Origin of the sequence: Streptomyces sp. NPDC058239 (assembly GCF_042882185.1) — a bacterium.
GTDB lineage: Bacteria > Actinomycetota > Actinomycetes > Streptomycetales > Streptomycetaceae > Streptomyces.
Genome location: NZ_JBHVWS010000039.1, coordinates 62,610 through 82,925, shown reverse-complemented (window position 1 = coordinate 82,925; position 20,316 = coordinate 62,610). Strand labels below are relative to the sequence as shown.

The following is a 20,316-nucleotide window of genomic DNA, read 5'->3' as shown; positions in this document are numbered from 1 at the left end:
GCGCCAGAGGCCGGGCCCGCACCTGCTCCCCTTCCCGCCCCCACACCCGACCGGAGGACCTGGTGGACACAGCCGTACAAGCCTGGTTGCTCTCCCAGTTGGGCCGCGGAACCGACGTGGCAGATCTGGAACTGCGCTACACCCGCCTCGGCACCGCGCGGGCCGTCGCTCTCGAGGTCGTCCGCGAACGCCTCTCCGAGCTCCTTTCCTCGCCAGGCTCCGTATCGGTTCCTGGCGTCGTCTCCATCAACGTGGCCGCGAACATCGCCGCGTACGAACGGCAGATCACCACGCTTGAGGCTGGAGAGCCGCCTGCCCCGGACGATCCCGCAGACCCTGACGCTGATGACGACGGCGACTTCGGCATCATCCAGCTGGTGGAACGGCCGCGCCGATGACCACCCCCACCCGCCGCCGCACCCTGCGCGCCCGGCTGATGGCGTTCATCAGTGACGCCACCAGCCGCATCACCGCAGCGTGGCGGATCCTTACGACCGCACAGAACCGGCTCCTGGACGCGCTCGCCGCGATCCGGCCCGGGCGCAGCGCCTCCGCTCGCATCCGTGCCGCGCAGCTCGCCTTCCAGCGCAGCCTCGCCGACTTCAACCGGGCCGTCGGAGCATTCACCGAACGCTGGGCCGCAACCGACCTACCCCTCGCCTACCGCGAGGGCGCGTTCGGCATGCTCGACCGGGCCGACCGGCCACGCCGCATGTGGTCCTGGACCACCCGCCATCAGAGCGCCATCACCACCCTGTCCTCCCAGTACTACGCCGACCTCATGGGCCGACTGCAGGAAGTGATCCGCCGCGCCCAGGCGTTCCTGCGCGCCGCCGTGGACGCCGCCCGCGCCCGCGCTAGCCGCTTCGAATACGGATCGTTCAACCGCGACACCCTGCGCGAGGAACACCCGCTGGGAACTGTCATCTACGCCAACGACGCACGGCACCCCGTCGAATCGTGGGCGGGCGCAGCCATTGCCTGGCAGGCCGTGACCACCGCCAACGCCGGGGCCATCGCCACCGCCTACGAACAGCTCGCCTGCACCCAGGTCAAGGTACGCGACGGCGCCGACTGCGGATGGACTTCGCACAAGGACCCGGACCGGGCCGACGGCACCATCCGCGACATCGACGACGCCCTCGCCCACCCCACAGCTCACGCCCGCTGTGTGAGGGAGTTTTTGCCGCACTTCGAACGCCCCGCCCTCGGAGGACTCGCATGACCGCCATCGACTACGACCTGGAATTCCTGGAAGACGGCCGGACGATCGAGCTGATCTCCATCGGCATGGTCTGTGACGACGGCCGCGAGTACTACGCCGTGAACTCGGACATGCCTGTGAAGCGCATCCGAAAGCACGAGTGGCTCATGGCGAATGTCGTCCCGCATCTGCCCCGCGGGCGCGGAGACCGCCGAAACCACGTGCCGCGTAGGTGGCTGATCGACTACTTCGACCCGACGGTGAAGGCCCGCAAGACCATCGCTGCAGAGGTGGCCGCCTTCATCCAGGACGCTGGGCCGGACGTCGAACTGTGGGCGAACTACGGGGCCTACGACCACGTTGCGCTCGCGCAGCTCTGGGGGCCGATGATCGCGCTCCCCGATGGCGTGCCGATGTTCACCCACGACATTCAGCAGGAGCGATCCCGGCAGGGGCTCGCCTGGGACGACCTGCCGAAGCAGGAGAGCGTTGAGCACAACGCCCTCGCCGATGCCCGCCACAACCAGGCGGTTCGACGATGGCTGGTTGCCCGCGCGGGGGAGGGCCGATGACCGCCCCGAGCATGGCCGACGAGCCCCGTCACGTCCGCATCACTGCCGACGGCGGCATGGGCACCGTGGCGATCGACGGCACCGACATCAGCAGGTCGGTCCAGGGCTACAACCTGGAGCACCGCGTCGGTGCGGCACCGCTCCTTGTCCTCTACGCCACCCCCCACCGGGGACTCGACTTCGAAGGCCTCGCCCACGTGGCGATCGGTGACCAGACGGACCCAGGGGAAGCGGTCGCCGCGTTCCTCGCCAACGTCGACCCGGGCTCCCTCCAGCAGGCCGCGTTGGCCCGCGACGACCTCGACGGCAGCAAGCACGAGGTCACCCGGGCGATCCTGGCGCAGCTTGCCGACTGGGCGCAGGGGAAAACCTGATGGCCGGCCTCGACCAGGCGCTCGCCGGCGTCACACGGTGGATCGGGAAAACCCTTCTGATCGACACCGTGCGCATCACCCTGCCCGCCACCGGCGAACCCGTCCTGAACACGACCACTGGGCAGCTCGAGTACCCAGAGGGCGACGTCCTCTACGAGGGCCCGGGCGCTGTGGTCCCGTCCAGCGGAACGACAGAGCGAGCAGCGGTCCAGGATGCCGTGCAGCCCTGGACGCAGCAGGCCAAGCTGTCGTACTTCCTCCTGACACCGCTGACGGCACCCGTCCCTCCGGAGAACGCCCTGGCGTCGGTCGTGGCCGTCCACGACCCGTCCCGCACCGCACTCCTCGGCCGGACGTGGACGTGTGCCGGGCCGGGCATGGCCAGCACCGTCGAAGTCGTCCGCAAGACACCCCTGGACCAGAACACTCTGCCGTCGACCGCAGGCGGTGCCCCGTGACACCTGACGAACTCGCCGACCGGCTCGAGGACGCCGCCGACCAGCTTGGCGATGCCATAGCCCGCCGGGTCGTGCACACCGCCGAGCTCGGCCGCGGCATGATCCGGGCCAACGCCACCGGGCGGCCTGGGCCGAACGTCATCACCGGGAAGTACCGCTCGTCGTGGGAAGTCGTCGGCCGCACCATCCCGTACGGCGCGCAGTGCACCATCGGCACGAACGCACCGCAGGGGCGCCGCCTGGAGTTCGGGTTCTGGGACATGACGGACAGCATTGGCCGCCACTTCTTCCAGCCGCCCTATCCGCACGTCGGACCCGCCATCCCGCGCATGGAGGCGGTGCTGCGGGAACAGATGTTGGGCGCCGTATCGGAGGTGCTGTCGTGATCGCACGCCTGCCCGTAACGATGGCGCTGTCCGCGCTGCTCACGTCCGCCACCAGGATTCCGGTCGGCCGCGGCCGCAAACCGAAGGACACCAGTCCGCCGTACTACCTGCTGTACGGGGTCACCGCCCAGACCGACGGAGCGCCCTTCTCCGACCTGAACGAGGACTCCACCCTGGTCTATCAGGTGACGTCCGTGTCCGGCCCCGACCCCGCAAACCCTGACTCGTACGGGGTGGCGGACCAGGCCGAGTGGATGGCGGACCTTGCGCGCACCGCGATCCTCGGCCGCGACCCGGCAACCGGCCTGTGGGTCAACGAACTCACCATCCCCGGCGCCAGGGTGATCGGGCGCAGCCTCGACACCGAACCGGGGGGAACGAATGATCCAGCCGATGCCATCATGAGTTACGCACAGAGGTTCAGGTTCGACCTGACCTCAATCTGACCCCGGTCAGGCCTTCTTACCGCACCGCGGCGGGATCCCACGCGGACGCCACCCACGCAGGTGGCCGCACCCGCACACCACGTGTAAGGGGCCGGGTCCGCACTGCCGGATCGCCCCGGGACAAGGGGTCCATCCCATGCCGGTCAAGAAGTACATGCGGCGAGGAACGTCGAAGTTTTTCTTCCTCGAGACCATCACCGCCACCACCATGATTCCGACCCGTGCCGAGATCACCGCCGGTACCGAGTTCTCGGAGCAGATCGCCGCGATGGACGGCTGGACCGTCCAGAACAATGAGATCGAGACGCCGAATATGGCGGACACCTACGACTCGACGATCCCCGGCTCGGACAAGGCCGACACCAGCACGTTCACGTTCTACGAGGACGAAGTCGACTCCGACATCGAAGAGATGCTCGCCAAGGGCACCGTCGGGTACGTCGTCATCTTCCGCAAGGGCGACGTCCCGACGAACAAGAGCATGGACGTCTTCCCGATCCGTGTCGCCTCCCAGTCGCCGCAGTACACCGCCGACAACGAGGCCGCGAAGTTCACGGTGACGTGCAGCATCACCTCCCGGCCGCTTCAGGGCGCCGCGGTACCCGCCGCGACCTGATCTGCCCCTCTCAGCTCCCGGCCGGGCCCGAGCAGTGTTCGGGAAGGGGCGCCGCACGGCGCCCGGCCGGGCCCCCCTTCCCCTGACGGAGGACCCACCTCATGACCACTGCACGAAAGACCGCCGCGCCCAAGCCGCCCGCCGCCGCAGTGGCGGCCGACGCCCACTGGGCTGCCACCAGGGAGCGGCTCCTGAACCGCACCCGGCCGACCGTCCGCCTGACCATCTGCGACGACCACGACGTCAAGGAAGCCCTTGCCGAAGCGCGGTTCGTCCACCAGCAGGCGCAGGCCGAAGCTGACCGGGCCCCCGAGGACGAGGCTGCGAAGGCCACCGTGCGCGCCGCCGCAGCCGCCCTCACCAAGGCCCAGGCAGCCGTTGACGAGGCGTCGATCGTGCTCCGGTTCCAGGCCCTGGACCGCAAGACGTACAAGGAACTCCTCGCCGCGCACCCGCCGACCGAGGACCAGGCCGAGGACGGCTACGCGTTCAACCTGGACACCCTCGGCCCCGTTCTCATCGCCGCGTCGTCGCTGGACGGAATCACGGAAGACGACGCCACGCAGTTTCTCGACGACTGGTCGCAGGCCGAAGCCGAAGCCCTTCTCAACGCCGCATTCGGGGTGCAGCGTGAGGAGCGCATGGACCTGGGAAAAGGCTGATCGCCGATGACGTCCTGCGCGCCGAGCTGGAACTCTGCCACGAGTTCGGCATTCCCCACTCCCAGTTCAAAGGGGCAGGGGACGGCACGTGGACGCCGAAGGACCGGTCCAAAGCCCTGGCCTACCAGGCGTACCAGCGGACCCTGTGCCCGCAGTGCGGCACCCGCGAATCCGAATGGGATCCCGACTTCGGCGGCGACCCGTACGCCTACGTCGCCACGGTCCGTAAGTGCTTCGGCTGCGAAGAGATCGGCCGCGAGCAGCAGCACATCCCCGACGGAGCGGCGGGCGCCGGAATGAAAGTGATGCTCCTGCCGGCCTCCGTGGCCGCGGCAATCGAAGTGCAGCAACACCTGGCCTGAACGGCCTGATCAGTAACCGACGGAGAGGAGGGCGGGCCGGTGCCCAACTGGAACCTGAGCGTTGACCTGCGCGGCCAGGGCACCAACCTGGCCCGCACCCTGCAGACCAACGCCCGCCACGCCCGCGACCTCGCCGACGCAGCACGCGACGCACAGCAGGAGATCCGCGGACTGGCCACCTCGTCCCGGACCGCTCAGCAGGGCCTGAACCGCATGGGCACCGCCACCTCTGCGACGCACCGGCGCCTGGCCCGCATGGCATCCCAGGCCCGCACCGCAGCCGGGGAACTGCGCGACCTCGCCCGCGCCGCCCAGCAGGCCGAGGCGCATCTACTGGCCGTAGCCCGGAACGTGCGGATCAGAGTCCAGATCGACGACGACACCACCCCCGGCATGGCAGCCGTCCGGTCTGCGATCGCACGCGTACGGGCGATGGGCCCGATCAGGCTGGACGTCCAGTTCGACACCGACCTCGCCCGGGTCACTGCCGCCCTCAACAGTGTGCAGGGGTCGGTCTGGGACACCACCCGCACCTTGCGCGCCCTGCGCACCCGTGCCCTCGATGTCGCCGATGCCCTCGACCGCCTCCGTGACAGTGCACTCCTTGCCGCCGGGGGACTCCAGGCCCTGAGTGCTGCTGCGCGCCTCTCCGACGGCCACCTGACCACTCTGTCCCGCAACAGCCGGACGCTGCGCGGCGACCTCGACGACCTCGACGGCTCGGTCGGCCGACTGGCCGGGCGCATGGGCGGACTCAACGGCAACCTGGGCACCCTCGGCAACTCTGCGGGAGGCGCCAGCGGCAAGACGGGGCAGCTCATGCTTGCCGTTGCCGGACTGGCCACCGCGCTGATCCCTGTCGCGGCCTCCGTCGTGCCGATCGCAGCCGGCCTGACCGCTGCTGGTGTCGCTGTCGGTGCGTTCGGTGCGGCCGTGGCCGGACAGATCGTTGCCCTCTCGGAGTCCGCCGACGCGGAAGAGAAATACGAGAAGGCGGTCCGGGAGCACGGTCAGGCCTCCACCGAGGCCGCGACGGCGGAGAAGGAGTACCTGCGGATCATCAGCGAGATGCCCCCGGCGACCCGGGAGGCTGCTGCCGGTCTGGCGGCGCTGAAGGACCAGTACAAGACGTGGTCGAACTCGTTGGCCGGGGACACGATGCCGGTCGTCACGAAGTCGATGGCTCTTTTCGGAGCAATGCTGCCGCGCCTGACGCCACTGGTGAAGGGCACGTCGAAGGAACTCGACCGGCTTCTCAACGTTGCCGCCGGGGGCATGTCCACCCCGGGCTTCGACAGGTTCGTCACGTCCTTCACCCGGTTCGCGAACGAGTCCCTGGCCCGCGGTACGACCGGTCTCATCAAGTTCACCCAGGCCCTCGACACCGGACAGATCGGCAGCTCCCTCAGGGAGTTCCTCGACTACGCCCGCACCAACGGCCCCCTCGTCGCGGACACCCTCGGCAACCTCGCCCAAGCGGCCACGCACCTCCTGGTCGCCGCATCCGACATGGGCGTAAGCGTCCTCCAGGTCGTCAACGTCTTTGCCCAGCTCGTAACCGCCATTCCGACCAGCGTCCTGTCGACGATGCTGCAGCTGTACGCCGCGTTCAAACTGGTCTCCCTCGGCGCCGCAGCCCTTGGTGCCGTCACCGGATCCGCAGCCATTGCCCGCCTCGGCGCCTACTTCGCCGTCATGCGGGCCGCAGGTGTCGGCACGACGCTGCGCGCCACCGCCGCCAGCATGACTGCCATGCAGAAGGCCGCCGTCGGCCTCGGTGCCCTGGGACTAGTCGCGATCGGCATCGACAAGCTCGCCGACAAGGCCCGCGGCGCGCCCCCGGACGTCGACCGGCTCACCACCTCGCTCAAGGAACTCGCCCTCACCGGGAAGATGACGGGCGAGCTGAAGGCGACGTTCGGTGGGTTCGAGGGCCTCATCGACTCGATGAAGAAGTACCAGATCGAGGCGGGCAAGGCGAAGAAGGCGTCTGAGGGCGCGTTCGGGTTCCGGATCCCCGTCCTCGACGACGTCGCGGACTGGTTCGGCGACAAGGCCAACGACATTTCCCAGGGCGAGAAGTCGCTGAACGCCCTGAAGGACGACTTCAAGGGTGTCGACGAGGCGCTCGCCCAGCTGGCATCCAGTGGAAACACGAAGGAGGCCGCAGCCGGATTCGACCTGCTCAGCCGGGCAGGGAAGAAGGCGGGCTGGTCCACCAAGGACATCGCCAAGCTCTTCCCCGAGTACAAGGCGTCCCTCACCTCGCTGAAGGCCGAGCAGCAGTTGGCCGCAGCAGGCATGGGTGTCTTCGGTGAGCAGGCCCTCGCGACGAAGTCGAAGCTGGACGCACAGAGGGCGTCCACGGACGGGCTGCGGCAATCGATCGTCGCCCTGAACGACGTCAACCGGGCCGCGCTGGGCGGCATGATCGGGTTCGAGGCGGGGATCGACGCCGCCGCGAAGGCCGCGAAGGAGAACGCCGGCTCCCTCCGCATGGTCAACGGCGAGCTCGACCTGAACTCCCCGAAGGCCCAGGCTGCTGCGACCGCGCTGCAGGATCTCGGCTCGAAGACCGACGCGGCCGCGACGGCTGCCCGAGAGTCCGGCAAGTCCTGGGAGTACGTCAACGGCATCTACTCCCGCGGCCGGGACGCCCTGATCAGCACAGCGATGCAGATGGGCCTGACCAAGGCCCAGGCAACGTCCCTCGCGGCGAGCATCCTCGACATCCCGGACGACAAGAAGACCCGGATCGAAATGGACCGGGAAGACGCTATCGCGGGCCTTGACGCGGTCATTGCGAAGATCCAGGCGACGCCGGGCGAGAAGTCGGTGACCGTGAACGCGCTCACGCAGACCGCCATCGCGATGCTGGAGTCGCTTGGCTACAAGACGGAGACCCTCCCGGACGGCAAGGTGAAGGTCACTGCGCTGACGGGCTCGGCGCTGGCAGGGCTGGGTGCGGTCAGGGCTGCTCGAGATGGGCTGAAGGACAAGTCCATCAGCATCACGGTCACGACCACCTACCGGAAGCGCACCGTGTCCGACAAAGACGCCAACGGCGTCCCGGACATGGTGCAGGCGCCCCACCAGGCGAACGGCTCCGTCCTTTCCTTCTACGCCCGCGGCGGCATGAACGAGCGCAGCGAGCAGCACGTCGCACAGATCGCCCCTGCCGGCGCCTGGCGAGTATGGGCGGAGGGCGAGACCGGCGGCGAGTCCTACATCCCGCTCAGCCCGGCAAAGCGCCCCCGGTCCCGTGCCATCGCAGAGGAGACCGTGCGGCGCCTCGGCGGCGACCCCCGGGCCATCCAGTGGAACGCGAACGGGAACGTCACGGACTGGCGGTACGACCCCCAGTCCGGATCCCTGTACTCGTCCTCGGACGCCGGACAGTCCGGTCACAAGACCAAGAAGGTCAAGGTCAAGGGCGGCAAGACCAAGGACGTCGAGTACTTCGACCTCAAGACCGTGGAGAAGCAGCTCAAGACCAACTCGAAGGCCACCAAGGCGTGGAACAAGGACCTCGAGAAGGTCGCCGACCGTGTCGGTGGTGACGTCGCCGACGCCCTCGCCGCGATGGGCAAGGACGGTGTCGCCCTCGCCAAGAAGATGGCGAACGGGTCCACCAAATACATCAACGAGATGGCGGCCGCGCTCCGTGGCCTGGCCGAGACAGCGAAAGCCAGCCTGACGGACTACACCCGGCAACTCACCAAGGCCACCACCGCCGACTCCACGTTCCAGAAGAACCTCAGCACCCTCGCCGGCAAGGGCTACGGCGACCTCGCCGCACAGCTGGCCGCGCAGGGAGACACCGCGGCGCAGCAGCTCGCCGCCGCCGCGGTGAAGGACCCCAAGAAGGCCGGGGCGGCTAATACCGCGGCGAAGAAGTCGAATGCCGCGCTCACCTCGGACCAGGTGCAGCAGCTCGTCGCCATCATCGCCGCCGTCAAGACCAGCAAGACCGGCATTCACGATGTCGCGGACACCACCGGGCTCGGCGAGGACGAGATCATCGCCACCGCGACCAAGGCCCAGACCCAGATCAAGAGCTCGCTTGGCTCCCGCGCCACCAAGTTCCTCGGCGACCTGGCCCGCGCCAACAAGGGCCTCAGTTACGCCAACGGAGGGATCCGGGAAGGCATCTACGCCTCCCAGGGCGGCCTGGTCCGCTGGGCCGAGCCTGAGACCGGAGGCGAGGCGTACATCCCGCTCGGCCCGAACAAGAGGGCAGCCGCCACCAACGTGCTGCGCGACGTGGCTGGCCGGTTTGGCGTCGGCCTCACCGACGTGTCCGCGACCCGCCCGGTCGTCATCGTCCAGGGCGGCGGCGACACCAACGTCAACGTCACCGCTGTACGCACCGGCGCGTCCGCGTCGGACATCGGAGCCCAGGTCGGCCGCTCGGTGCGCCGGGCTCGCAGGGGAGGGGTGAATGCCCGTGCCGCCGCTTGAGCTCACGGACTGGCAGTACGACCTGGGCGGTGTCCTGATGGGCGCCAGCACCAGCGTTCAGGTCATCGAGACGACCGGGCTGGGGCGCCCGCCGTCCCGGGAGAACGATTCCGACCAGCCCAGCATGGACGGGGCGTTCGCCGGCCCCGACTACTACTCCACCCGGCAGGTGCAGTTCGACGCCGCGGTGCGCATCCCCGGCGACCCGGCCGCCTGCCACAACGTCGTGGCAGCCCTGCAGGCCGGAGCCGACGACCCGGCCGTGCGCCTGACCGGCGGGGCGACGATGGCGCTGCGCATGAAGCGCCCCGGCCGACCCGTGAAGCGCCTCAACGGCCGACTCCGGAAGGTCGATCCTGAGTTCGCCCAGGTCATCCATGGCTACGTCCCCCTGGATATCGAGTTCGCCGCCACAGACCCGACGTACTACGCCGACGAGGAGACCACCACCGAGATCCCCCTCGGCTGGCTCACCGGCGGAGGATTCGCCGCGCCAGTGGTCGCCCCGATCTTCGTGCAGTCCGGAACCACGGCCGCAGACCGGCCGGGATGGGTCACGAATGCGGGGACCGGTAACGCGTGGCCAGTCATCAGGATCACTGGGCCGGTCGCGAACGTCACCGTCGCTCACGTTGCCTCCGGCCGGAAGCTGGCCCTGCCCACGCTGAACCTCACCAGCTCGAGCCAGTGGATCGAACTCGACACTCGGCCCGGCTACCGCACCATCACCCGCGAGAACGGCGGCAACGCCTCCACCACGCTCTCCGCAGCCTCCCGTATCGACCTGTTCTCCCTGCCGCCCGGCCAGTCCGAGATGCGCTGGACCGGATTCGACAACACGAACTCCGCCCGCATGCGCCTGACCTGGCGCGACGCCTACACCGCCCTCTGAGGAGCGACCGCCATGTCCCTGTTCCAGGTGCCGATCCTCACCAATGGCGCCACCCACAGCGCCCAGCAGTTCCGGATGATGGTCCGCGACCTCGTGTCCGGCGCCGAGGGCATCACCCAGGGCACCGACCTCAAGGTCACCCAGCTCAGCACCCCCGGCAGCAGCGTCCTGGTTGGCGACGGCTCGGGAGTCGTCCGAGGCCGGGTCAGCGCATTCCAGGGCACGTACTCGGTCTGCAACATCGGCGCCGCCACCGTGCCCATCGCCGCGACCGGGGGATCCGCCCGCTCCGACATGGTGATCCTCCGCGTGGAAGACCCGGAGTACGAAGGCAGCCTCAACCCGGCCGTCGACCCGATCAACTACTTCCAGGTGATTTCCGGCGTCAGCTCCTCCGCCACGACCATCCCGGACGGCCGCACCGGGATACCGCTCGCCCGCATCGACATCCCGGCATCCACATCCACCATCACCACCGCCATGGTCAAGGACATCCGGCAGGTGGCAGCACCCCGCCGGGAGAGCCGACTGTGGACACAGTCCCCGGCATCGCTATCGACGGAGATCACGGGCAGTGCGAGCGTCTTCTCCTACTTCACGACAGCAGCCGGGTGGACCATCACGATTCCGTCCTGGGCGAGCACCGTCCGCATCACCATCACCGCCTCGCAGCTGCGGTACTCGACCGCCCCGTACTACGGAGGCCTGCGCGCTACGTTCGGCGCTTCCCTGACCGTTCAGCCCGTCAACCTCGACGACAACCAGACAGGGATCCGTCGGGGAACCGTGGCCGCCGCCGACACGCTCACGATCCCTGACGCCTACCGCGGCACCAGCCAGCTCCTGCGCCTGCAGGCGGCCGGATACACCGGCAACACCGGCAAGGTCGGGGTCGACGGCTCGACAACCCTGATCGCGCAGGTGGAGTTCGAAGAGGCGCCGCGATGACCGTCCCGGACCGCGTCCTCACCCAGCACGCCCTGACGGGGGAGTGGCAGTCCCTCGCCCTGCCGCTCAGCGACATCGAGTACGGCGACGAGCTCAACGGGCCCGGGTCTCTTACTGGGAAGCTGGAGCCGCACCTGATCGCGCAGAACCCGACCCTCACCGATCCGGGCACCACTCTCATCTATGTGGAGTCCGCCGGCGAACTCCGGTGGGGTGGACTCGTGTGGGACGTCCGCACCCAGGACAACACCCTCACCCTTGAGGCCGCGGGGTGGTCGTCGTACCTGCAGCGGCGGCACGACATCGACGGGAACTACGGCGGCCGCGGTCCCTACACGTACACCGACCGGTGCCAGGTGATCCGGGACATCTGGGCCTACGCCCAGTCCGTCACCGACGGGGACCTCGGTGTCGTCGTCGACTCCACCACCTCGACATCCACCGTCGGCACCCCCGCCGACCCACTCAAATCCCTGTGGTGGGAACTCCCCGTCCTCGGCGACGCAGCCGATGACCTGGTGTCCGGTGACGCCACCCCCGACTACACCTGCGCCACCGCCTGGAACACGGCCAAGACCGCGCCGGTGCGCCGCATCCGGCTCGGCTGGCCCCGCCTCGGCGCCCGCCGCACCGACATCAGCTTCGCGTCCGGACAGAACATCATCGAACCCCCGGAAATCGAGATGGCCGCCGACGAGTACGCCCAGGTCGTCATCGCGAACGGGGCCGGCGACGGATCCGCGAAACGCCGCGCCATCAGCGCCGTCCGCAACGGCCGCCTCCGCCTGGAGCACGCCATCGACCTCCCCGACATCAAGGGCACCGACATCCTCGGCACCCGCGCCGCCGCTGAACGGGCCTGGCGGCAGACCCTCGGCTCCGTCTCCCAGATCACCGTCCGGAACACAGCGGCGGCCCCGTTCGGGTCCTGGCAGGTCGGAGACGACGTGTACACCCGCGTCCACAACTCGTGGACGTCGTACACCGGCTGGTGCCGCATCACCGGCTGGACCGTGAAGCCCCACGCCACCGGCGGCCCCCAGGCCGTCATCAGCCTCAAGCCCGCCGCATCATTCCAATACGGAGGAGTCGCATGACAGACATCGGAGCCGAGCTCGCCCACATGAAGAAAGACATCGAGCGGCTGCAGCGCGCGGCCCGCCTCGGTTACGCCTCCTTGGACGACACCGCCCTCGAGGTCCGCGACGGCAGCGGATCCCTCCGCGCACTGGTTGGCCAGCAGGGCGACGGAACCACCGCCGTCAATGTGGTCAATGGCGGGACGCCGCCCACCCCGTCGACACCGTCGGCCGGGCCTGCTCTTGGTGGCATCGCCGCCGGGTGGGACGGGACATTCGCAGGCGGGGTGGTCATGCCGCTCGACTGGGCCCGTGTCGAGGTCCACGCCTCACCGACCGCCGGTTTCGAAACGTCGCCAAGCACTTTGCAGGCAACGATCGAAACCGCTCAAGGCGGCATCGTTTATGTCCCCGCGACCGCCCCCATGTACGTGCGCCTCCTGGCACGGAACACGTCCGGTTCGGCCAGCGTGGCCACCGACGCGGTTGGCCCGTATGCGCCGCGACCCGTCGCGGGCGACATCGGAGCCGGTGAGATCACGGCAACTCTTATCGCTGACGGGGCGGTCACCACCCCGAAGCTCATCGCGAACGCCGTCACCACGGCCAAGCTGTCTGCCGGATCTGTCGACGCGACTGCTCTCAAGGCCGACGCCATCACCGGGAAAGCCATCAGCGGCGGAACGGTGACTGGCGCGGTCGTTACCGGCGGCATCGTGCAAACCGGGTCCACTGGCCAGCGTGTCGTACTGAACCCGCAAGCAACCAACCCGGACAACCCGACGCTGACAGTGTCCGCCGTGGAACTGCACTCCGGCCTGGCAAGCCAGGTCACGCCAGGGCTGCTGTCCTCCCGGGTAACTGACGATGCCTCCGCGTACCCGTACGTTTCGCTCCGCTCTCCCGCCGTTGCGACCGCAGGACCCGGCGGCGGCGGCGTTCCAGACCAGCCGATCGACTCCGAACTTCTCCTGCTGTCCAGCCAGCCAGGAGTCCGCGGCGGCAGCTTCAGGATCGACGCCAACCGCAACCCCTACGCCGGTAAAACCGGCGTCGCCAACATCTACGGATACGTCGGCAATACGAACGCTGACACCTCGGCGCTTCAGCTGGCGTGCGCTGATGGAGCCAGCGCGCCGGGCGGGTCGGGGACACTCGGACCGAGCACCGCCATCAACATGTCCGGCAGCGAAATCCAGCTGAGGGCCCGCAACGCCACCGCAGACCTCTCCCTGCGCGTCCGCCCGACCGGCGTCACCGTCGAAGGCGGACTCACCGTCACCGGCACCACATTCACCGCCTACACCCCGACCGTTTCCAACGGCGGATCCGCCACCTACTCCTCCCGCACCGGCTGGTACTACAAGCTCGGCAAAATGGTGTACTTCACCGCCGAGTTCGTCGCCAGCGCAGACGGATCCGGCACCACCGCAATCACCGTCACCGCCCCCAGCAGCATCTACCGGGGAACCCGCCAGCTCTTCACCTGCCACGCCCAGGGCATCTACGTCAGCGGCCTTGTCGCCAACGGCAACGCCGTCGCCCTCGACACCGGCAGCGGAAACGTCATCGACCGGATCTCCGTCTCCAACAACGGCACCGCCAACCGCGACAACATCCTCAACGGCAGCCAACTCCTGAACGGCGCCACCGTCACCATCCAGGGCTGCTACCGCGAGGCATGACCGGGGGCAATACCCGCCCCGCACACCCGTACGCTGACCCATAGGGCGACCCTCCGCCCACGCTCCACCCCCGAGGGACTGCCACCCGGCCCCGGCCGGCGCAGCACGCCAACCATTTGCTCTGGGCGCGGGGAGTTCAGGAGCACGGGCGAGTGCCCACCGATCTCACGATCCGCACGTACGACACGCCGCCGCACCTCGGGCGGCAGCAGGTCATGGACCCGCGCAGCCTTGCCTACCGGCGCCCCTACGACGGGCAACCTCTCCGCGCCACCGAGTGGGAACCGCGCATCCCCGTCCTGGACCAGCAGAACCTGATCGCGCAGGGCATCTACACCTCCCAGGACTACGGCCTCGACGAAGACGTTGACGCCCTGTCCTCCTGCACCGGCAACGCCGGCACAGCGCTCCTGTCGATCCTGCTCACCAAGGAGCAGGCCACCGCGGCCGGGCTGAACACCGACGACGCCACCGCCGCCGAGCACTACGCGATCGGCCTGTACGCCGACGCCACCGAACGCGACCAGTGGCGCGACGCCCAGTGGCCCTCCCAGGACGTCGGCTCATCCGGCCTCGGCGTCGCCAAGGTCCTCCGCGACCGCGGCCTCATCGACCAGTACGGGCACGCCACCACAGCTGAGGAGTTGTGCACGCTCCTGCAGACCGGTCCCGTCCTCATGGGGATGAGTTGGTACGCCGCGTTCACGGACACCACGGACCCCGACGGTTTCATCGACGCCGACCCGAACTGGCCCGCTTCCCCGCTCGAGGGCGGCCACGAAGTCTGCGTCACTGCCCTCGAGGCCGTCGCTGTTGAGGACGGCGTGCTGAAACCGGAGCAAACGATCCTGCGCTTCCGGAACTCCTGGGGCTCATGGGCAGATCACGGTGATGGCCGGCTTCGCCTGTCCACATACCTCGCATTGCGCGCCGAGATCGACATCTGCCAGCCCCGACTTGACGGAGCCCGCCCGTGACCACCTTCCATGCCGCGGTCGACCACATAGACCCCGACACTCTTGAGACCACCACCACCTACTGCGGGACCGTCGGCCAGGCCTACGTCGACCAGGTCCGCGCCATCGCAGCGCTGCCCGACTCGGAGCGCCACGTCCTCGAGCACCCGCGACTCGACGGGGCGTTCTGTGTCGCCCGAGCCGACGGCGACCTCGACGTGTACGTCCCGACCGACGCCGCCGAGTACCGGGTGTACGACCCCGACCCGGCGCCGAAGGGCGGGTTCGCCACCAGCGGCTCCCTTGCAGCCGGTAGCACGGCCACCGTGGGCGAAGACACCGAATGCTTGCCCGCCATGCCGCGCGGGGCGTCCGGCCCCGCCTACATCGACGGTGCCGTCCGCTTTGGCGACCAGTCCATCGGCGGCGCCATGGACACCCCTGGCAACCCGCCCCGGGCAACCTGGCACACCACCGAATCCCCGGCGGGCGGCTCGTACTTCACCTCGATCGCTGCGTACCTGATCCGCGTCGGCGCCGAACCGCAGGTCATCTACGACCCCGTCACCGACAAGCTCGGCCAGTTCGGGCCGCTGACCTCAAGCGGCCGGGCGCTGAAGAACGACGGAAACCGCCGCACGAACCGCGAGGGCAAGGTGAACATTCAGGTCGAGGTTCTCGGCCGGGCCGCCTCCCCGTGGACGAAGGGCTTCGACCCGGCGAAGAAGCCGAACTACCGCAAGTTGATTGCCGCGATGCGAGCGCACGGCATCCCCGATGTCTGGCCGGCCGGGAAGCCCGCAGCCACTGCGGCGGCCGTGGCGAGCGGACCGCGGTCCCGGGCCACGTGGCAGACCGAGGGTGGCCATTTCGGGCACTGCCACGTGCCGTCCAATTCGCACTGGGATCCGGGGGCGATCGACACCAGCATCGTCCCGGGCAAGCCGACCAGCACGCCGCCGCCGAGTACTGGGGGCGGCACCAGCTCGAGCGCCACGTACACGGTGAAGAAGGGCGACACGCTCTCCTCCATCGCCGACGGCCACAAGACGACCGTCGCCGCCTTGGTCAAGCTGAACGGTCTAAAGGACCCGAACAAGCTGACCGTCGGGCAGAAGCTCAAGCTTCCTGGCGCCACCTCCGTGCAGCCTCTGGAGCCCTTCCCCGGCGCCGGATTCTTCCACGGCGGCCGCCACAGCCCGATCATCGCCGCGATGGGCAGGCGCTTGGTCGCCGAGGGCTGCAGCAGATACAGCAATGGGCCTGGCCCGAACTGGACGAACGCCGACCGGAATTCCTACGCCGCATGGCAGCGGAAGATCGGCTATTCCGGCTCCTCTGCGGACGGCATCCCCGGCAAGGCCTCGTGGGAGAAGCTCCGCGTTCCGAAGTCCTGACCCATCCCTGTCCAATCCCACCCTGCAAGGAGTACTCCGTGAAGTTCTTCGGTAGAGAACCGGCCGCGCTTCTGGCCCTGTTTGCGATCGTCGTGAAGCTGGCCGCGGCGTTCGGCCTGGACGTGTCCATCGACGTGCAGGCGTGCGTCAACGCCGTGGCAGCCGCTGCCATGGGTATCGCCATCGCCGTCGTCGCGAATGACGGGCTGGGAGCCGCCATCGTCGGCTTCGCGCAGTCGGCCCTCGCGCTCGCCCTGGGCCTCGGCCTGGACTGGTCCGCCGACAAGCAGGCCGTCGTCCTGACCGCCGTGACGATCGTCGTCGGGATGTGGGACCGGACGCAGGTCACCGCGCCCGTACCGGCAGGGGCAGCCAAGACCGCCTATCCGGCTGCCTGACCGACCCTTCCTGATCTACGGAGCAAGACATGGACGATGGGCCGTCTCTGGGAGAGCTGGGGCGGCTCATCCAGCTCATGCGTGGCGACATTCGCGACGACATGGCCCAGATCAACTCGCGTCTCGACCGCATGGTGTCCACCGATGTGTACGGGGTGGAAAAGGCGGCACTGGAGCGAGAAATCGCCGAGGTGAAGAGGGAAGTGGAGAGTGTGCGGGCGCAGCAGGTGTCGGACGTGGAGAGCATACGCACGCAGAGAACAGCAGATGCCGAGAAGGCTATTCAGACCCGCCGGTGGGTTTTCGCCGGGTTCGTCGTCCCGGTGCTGGGGCTCATCATCCCCATCGTGGCCCTCCTCCTGGGAGGCAAGTGATGGGCGGCCTCACCAGAGTTGAGGCCAGAAAGGCCCGCAAGCGCGGCGACTACATGGCCGCAGCGGCCGCCCTGTTCGCCGCACTCATCCTCGGCGTCGTCGTCACAGCGTTCGTCGTGCTCTCCAATGACCTCGACGCGGCAAATCAAGCCCGTGATGCTTTGGCCCGGCAGGTGCAAGGACTGGGGGAGAAGCCGGTGGCGGGCCCGCCCGGATCCCGCGGCAAGGCTGGCGAGACCGTCGTGGGCAAGACCGGTCCCCCTGGACCGCAGGGTTCACCGGGCCCAACAGGGGCTTCGGGTAAGGCCGCACCCACGATCACGCCAAGCCCTGGTCCGTCCGGACCGGCAGGCCAGGCAGGCGCCGACTCAACCGTTCCCGGCCCCAGCGGCCCACCCGGACAGGACGCCACTGGTGTACCAGGCACCAACGGCCAGGACGGCAAGGACGGCAAGAACGGCACACCGCCCGCCGAGTGGACATACACCGACCCCACCGGCACTACCTACCGGTGCGTTCCCGTCGATGGCTTCGACCCGAACAGCCCGCGGTACCAGTGCACGCCTACCAGTACACCGGCCCCCAGCCCGACCAGTGACACGTCTTCGTCACCATCCACGCCCAACCCTGGCTCTTCCAAGGCGGGGCTGCTTCCGCCCGGTCTGCTCGACCGCCGCCGCGACTAGGAGTTCGTGATGACCACCGTGAAGGGCAAGCTCATCGGCCCGTCCGTCCCGGACCGGGTGGAGGTGTCCCTGGCCCTGGTCGACGTGACCGGTACCCGGGCTGTGGGGTACGTAGCCGGCGCGGAAGCCGAGATCGTCCGCCCGCTCACGGTGCGCCCCGAGCCGGACGGGACATGGGAGGTAGACCTGCAGCCGAACGCTCTGATCAACGCCGTAGCAGGGGACACGGTGTGGGCGGTCATGGAGGGGCGGGCGCTCGACGGCAGCCCGGTCCTCACTCACGTCCTCGTCCCGGAGACGGGCGGCCCGTACTGGATTGGCGACCTGCGTGTCGACCTCGGGGATGCGCCGACTGGCGGCAGCACCATCGTGTACGTTCCGGGCCCCGCGGGACGCGACGGCCAAGACGGCGCTCAGGGTCAGACCGGCCCCGCGGGCGCCCAAGGGCCCGTCGGACCGGCGGGGGCAGCAGGCCCGCGCGGCGACACTGGTCCGCAAGGTCCGGTTGGGGACCAGGGCGAGTCAGGGCCGACAGGCCAGGACGGGCCGAAGGGTGATCCCGGCCCTCAGGGCGTGAGCGGTGCTACCGGTCCCCAGGGTCCACAGGGGCCGGCGGGTGATACCGGGCCGCAGTCTCCGCTTGGATCGGCCGGCGCCGGGGACTCCATCGCCCTGAAGTCCACTGACCCGACGACGACCAACTCCCGCACTCCGACTGCACACGCTGCCAGTCACCGCGTTGGTGGAAGCGACGTACTGACTGCGGCAGATGTCGGGGCCGTGGCCAAGGCGTCGAATCTCTCCGACCTCGGGTCCGCGGCAACGGCCCGCACCAATCTTGGGCTCGGCAGTGCCGCCACCCAGCCGGTATCCGCCTTCGACGCTGCCGGGGCCGCGGCTGCAGCCCAGACAGCGGCAACCAACGCGGCAGCCGCAGCGGCAGCGACCCTCTACCTGCCCAACGCGATCACGACGGTCGACGCGTACTTCACCGGCGCCAGCGCTTCCTCCCCGCGGTACTTCGCGCACCGGGGCGGCGGAATGGTCCGCCCGGAGCACACCATGGCCGGGTACCGGGCGGCGGCCGCGCAGGGCTGGCCCTTGGAAGTCTCTGCCAACGTGGATGCGGGCGGTCAGCTGTGGTGTCTCCATGACACGACGCTGGACCGCACAACCAACCGCACCGGCGCGCTGAACACGTACACCACGGAAGAGGTCGCCCAGGTCGTCACGACGAACGCCAAGCCCCTCCTCGGCTCAGGCTGGGCCGAGCAGCCACTCGTCAACGTCCGTCAGGTCCTGGACGAGTTCCTCGGGAAGATCCCCATCTTCCTGGAGGCCAAGGGGGCCGACGCGGTCGCCCCGCTTCAGGCCCTGCTCACCACGTACTACCCGCACGCCCCTCGGTCGGTGATCTGGAAAGCGCCGGTGGCCACCACGACGCTGCCGTGGGCCAAGGCCGCAGGGTACAGAACGTGGGTGTACATGGACGCATCCACCACCGACACCACCCTCAACTCCCTTGACGCGAACACGGACTACTGGGGTGTGCAGACCACGATGACGGATACCCGGATCGGGCAGGTCGTGGCCCGCGGGAAGCCTGTCTTCTGCTGGCCCGTCTACCGCCGCTCCCAGCGTGACCGGCTCCTGGGCCTGGGTGTCGTCGGCATCATGACGTCGGACCCCCGGTACGTGTCCACGACCACCGCGATGCGCACCAGCCCCCGCTGGGACCTGGCCGTGAAGGAGTCCGGGGGAACGCCTGCCCTGGACTACGACAACGGCTACGCCCTTCAGTACGGGACGGGCGCCGATGCGGGCTGGGTGAGCATTCCGGCCGTTCCGAACCAGTCGTATGGACTGGGCGGGGAGTGCCCGGTCGTCGCGGGCGCGGGCGGCTACCGGATCTCGTTCGACATGAAGTTCAAGGCGCTGCCTTCGACGCTGACCGAGCACGCGGGCATCTACTTCGGCAAGACCGCCGATGACGTCTACCGGTTCGGCACATCCAACGCCACGGGCGGGTATCACGTCGTGATCAGGGCGAACGGGCAGATGCAGCTGAACAGGCACGCAGCCGGTACCACCACCGGAACCACCTTGGGCACGGCACAGAACACGGCCTCCCCGGTTGCGGACACGGCAATGTCCTTCCAGCTCGACGTGACGCCGACGACGGTGGAGTTGCGCCGCACGGACGGGACGGGCTGGACGACGGGCCCGATCGCGGACACCACGTACAGGGGCGGGTACTTCGGGCTGAGCAATGGCTCCGTCACTGATGTGGCGACGCGTCCGTACTGGCGGAACATGGTCATCACGCAGCTCTGACAGCCGGATAAGGGCCCCCACCAGGG

The 20,316-nt window shown here is 68.9% G+C and carries 20 protein-coding genes; all 20 read left to right on the top strand.

All coding sequences use genetic code 11. The annotated features are described in order from the left end of the window. Positions 1–116 precede the first annotated feature (116 nt). The 20 genes from ACFVYE_RS32525 (at position 117) to ACFVYE_RS32430 (ending at position 20,290) form a co-directional block, all read left to right on the top strand. Entirely contained in the window at positions 117–398 is a 282-nt protein-coding gene (locus tag ACFVYE_RS32525; protein ID WP_389607959.1) for a hypothetical protein, read from the top strand. Further along, positions 395–1,225, top strand: coding sequence for a hypothetical protein (locus ACFVYE_RS32520; RefSeq protein ID WP_389607958.1), 831 nt, complete (start codon positions 395–397; stop codon positions 1,223–1,225). Before ACFVYE_RS32525 ends, ACFVYE_RS32520 begins: the two co-directional genes overlap by 4 nt. After that, positions 1,222–1,776, top strand: a complete 555-nt coding sequence (locus ACFVYE_RS32515; RefSeq protein WP_389607957.1) for a 3'-5' exoribonuclease domain-containing protein — start codon at positions 1,222–1,224, stop codon at positions 1,774–1,776. The genes ACFVYE_RS32520 and ACFVYE_RS32515 overlap by 4 nt, the downstream gene beginning before the upstream one ends. Continuing rightward, entirely contained in the window at positions 1,773–2,150 is a 378-nt protein-coding gene (locus ACFVYE_RS32510; RefSeq protein ID WP_389607956.1) for a hypothetical protein, read from the top strand. Before ACFVYE_RS32515 ends, ACFVYE_RS32510 begins: the two co-directional genes overlap by 4 nt. Beyond that, positions 2,150–2,608: a DUF6093 family protein gene (locus tag ACFVYE_RS32505; protein ID WP_389607955.1), complete on the top strand. Its 459-nt coding sequence runs from the start codon at positions 2,150–2,152 to the stop codon at positions 2,606–2,608. The genes ACFVYE_RS32510 and ACFVYE_RS32505 overlap by 1 nt, the downstream gene beginning before the upstream one ends. Beyond that, the gene (locus tag ACFVYE_RS32500; protein ID WP_389607954.1) at positions 2,605–2,994 is read left to right on the top strand and encodes an HK97 gp10 family phage protein; all 390 of its coding nucleotides are present in this window, start codon (positions 2,605–2,607) and stop codon (positions 2,992–2,994) included. Before ACFVYE_RS32505 ends, ACFVYE_RS32500 begins: the two co-directional genes overlap by 4 nt. Further along, complete coding sequence (locus ACFVYE_RS32495; protein WP_389607953.1) at positions 2,991–3,440, top strand: hypothetical protein; 450 nt, start codon at positions 2,991–2,993, stop codon at positions 3,438–3,440. Before ACFVYE_RS32500 ends, ACFVYE_RS32495 begins: the two co-directional genes overlap by 4 nt. 136 nt (positions 3,441–3,576) lie before the next feature. Next, positions 3,577–4,056, top strand: a complete 480-nt coding sequence (locus ACFVYE_RS32490) for a hypothetical protein (RefSeq protein WP_389607952.1) — start codon at positions 3,577–3,579, stop codon at positions 4,054–4,056. A gap of 101 nt (positions 4,057–4,157) precedes the next feature. Then, positions 4,158–4,718 (top strand): hypothetical protein, encoded by a 561-nt coding sequence (locus ACFVYE_RS32485; RefSeq protein WP_389607951.1) that lies wholly within the window; start codon positions 4,158–4,160, stop codon positions 4,716–4,718. Positions 4,719–5,119: 401 nt separating this feature from the next. Continuing rightward, a complete protein-coding gene (locus tag ACFVYE_RS32480) occupies positions 5,120–9,541 on the top strand; it encodes a hypothetical protein (RefSeq protein ID WP_389607950.1) in 4,422 nt (1,473 codons plus the stop codon). Beyond that, complete coding sequence (locus ACFVYE_RS32475; RefSeq protein WP_389607949.1) at positions 9,522–10,433, top strand: hypothetical protein; 912 nt, start codon at positions 9,522–9,524, stop codon at positions 10,431–10,433. Before ACFVYE_RS32480 ends, ACFVYE_RS32475 begins: the two co-directional genes overlap by 20 nt. Positions 10,434–10,445: 12 nt before the next feature. Next, the gene (locus ACFVYE_RS32470; RefSeq protein ID WP_389607948.1) at positions 10,446–11,381 is read left to right on the top strand and encodes a hypothetical protein; all 936 of its coding nucleotides are present in this window, start codon (positions 10,446–10,448) and stop codon (positions 11,379–11,381) included. Continuing rightward, the gene (locus ACFVYE_RS32465; RefSeq protein WP_389607947.1) at positions 11,378–12,478 is read left to right on the top strand and encodes a hypothetical protein; all 1,101 of its coding nucleotides are present in this window, start codon (positions 11,378–11,380) and stop codon (positions 12,476–12,478) included. The genes ACFVYE_RS32470 and ACFVYE_RS32465 overlap by 4 nt, the downstream gene beginning before the upstream one ends. Beyond that, positions 12,475–14,145 (top strand): hypothetical protein, encoded by a 1,671-nt coding sequence (locus tag ACFVYE_RS32460; protein WP_389607946.1) that lies wholly within the window; start codon positions 12,475–12,477, stop codon positions 14,143–14,145. Before ACFVYE_RS32465 ends, ACFVYE_RS32460 begins: the two co-directional genes overlap by 4 nt. A gap of 152 nt (positions 14,146–14,297) precedes the next feature. Then, on the top strand, positions 14,298–15,122 hold the full coding sequence (locus tag ACFVYE_RS32455) for a hypothetical protein (RefSeq protein ID WP_389607945.1): 825 nt from the start codon (positions 14,298–14,300) through the stop codon (positions 15,120–15,122). Then, complete coding sequence (locus ACFVYE_RS32450) at positions 15,119–16,498, top strand: peptidoglycan-binding protein (protein WP_389607944.1); 1,380 nt, start codon at positions 15,119–15,121, stop codon at positions 16,496–16,498. The genes ACFVYE_RS32455 and ACFVYE_RS32450 overlap by 4 nt, the downstream gene beginning before the upstream one ends. A 38-nt stretch (positions 16,499–16,536) precedes the next feature. After that, the gene (locus ACFVYE_RS32445; RefSeq protein WP_389607943.1) at positions 16,537–16,896 is read left to right on the top strand and encodes a hypothetical protein; all 360 of its coding nucleotides are present in this window, start codon (positions 16,537–16,539) and stop codon (positions 16,894–16,896) included. Between the two features lie 29 nt (positions 16,897–16,925). Then, complete coding sequence (locus ACFVYE_RS32440) at positions 16,926–17,270, top strand: hypothetical protein (protein WP_389607942.1); 345 nt, start codon at positions 16,926–16,928, stop codon at positions 17,268–17,270. After that, entirely contained in the window at positions 17,270–17,956 is a 687-nt protein-coding gene (locus ACFVYE_RS32435) for a hypothetical protein (RefSeq protein WP_389607941.1), read from the top strand. Before ACFVYE_RS32440 ends, ACFVYE_RS32435 begins: the two co-directional genes overlap by 1 nt. A gap of 9 nt (positions 17,957–17,965) precedes the next feature. Further along, on the top strand, positions 17,966–20,290 hold the full coding sequence (locus tag ACFVYE_RS32430) for a glycerophosphodiester phosphodiesterase family protein (RefSeq protein ID WP_389607940.1): 2,325 nt from the start codon (positions 17,966–17,968) through the stop codon (positions 20,288–20,290). Positions 20,291–20,316 lie beyond the last annotated feature (26 nt).

Coding starts and splice junctions, on each gene's coding strand:
- ACFVYE_RS32520 (WP_389607958.1), top strand. CDS start 395: ATGACCACCCCCACCCGCCGCCGCACCCTGCGCGCCCGGCTGATGGCG.
- ACFVYE_RS32515 (WP_389607957.1), top strand. CDS start 1,222: ATGACCGCCATCGACTACGACCTGGAATTCCTGGAAGACGGCCGGACG.
- ACFVYE_RS32510 (WP_389607956.1), top strand. CDS start 1,773: ATGACCGCCCCGAGCATGGCCGACGAGCCCCGTCACGTCCGCATCACT.
- ACFVYE_RS32505 (WP_389607955.1), top strand. CDS start 2,150: ATGGCCGGCCTCGACCAGGCGCTCGCCGGCGTCACACGGTGGATCGGG.
- ACFVYE_RS32490 (WP_389607952.1), top strand. CDS start 3,577: ATGCCGGTCAAGAAGTACATGCGGCGAGGAACGTCGAAGTTTTTCTTC.
- ACFVYE_RS32485 (WP_389607951.1), top strand. CDS start 4,158: ATGACCACTGCACGAAAGACCGCCGCGCCCAAGCCGCCCGCCGCCGCA.
- ACFVYE_RS32475 (WP_389607949.1), top strand. CDS start 9,522: ATGCCCGTGCCGCCGCTTGAGCTCACGGACTGGCAGTACGACCTGGGC.
- ACFVYE_RS32470 (WP_389607948.1), top strand. CDS start 10,446: ATGTCCCTGTTCCAGGTGCCGATCCTCACCAATGGCGCCACCCACAGC.
- ACFVYE_RS32465 (WP_389607947.1), top strand. CDS start 11,378: ATGACCGTCCCGGACCGCGTCCTCACCCAGCACGCCCTGACGGGGGAG.
- ACFVYE_RS32460 (WP_389607946.1), top strand. CDS start 12,475: ATGACAGACATCGGAGCCGAGCTCGCCCACATGAAGAAAGACATCGAG.
- ACFVYE_RS32440 (WP_389607942.1), top strand. CDS start 16,926: ATGGACGATGGGCCGTCTCTGGGAGAGCTGGGGCGGCTCATCCAGCTC.
- ACFVYE_RS32435 (WP_389607941.1), top strand. CDS start 17,270: ATGGGCGGCCTCACCAGAGTTGAGGCCAGAAAGGCCCGCAAGCGCGGC.
- ACFVYE_RS32430 (WP_389607940.1), top strand. CDS start 17,966: ATGACCACCGTGAAGGGCAAGCTCATCGGCCCGTCCGTCCCGGACCGG.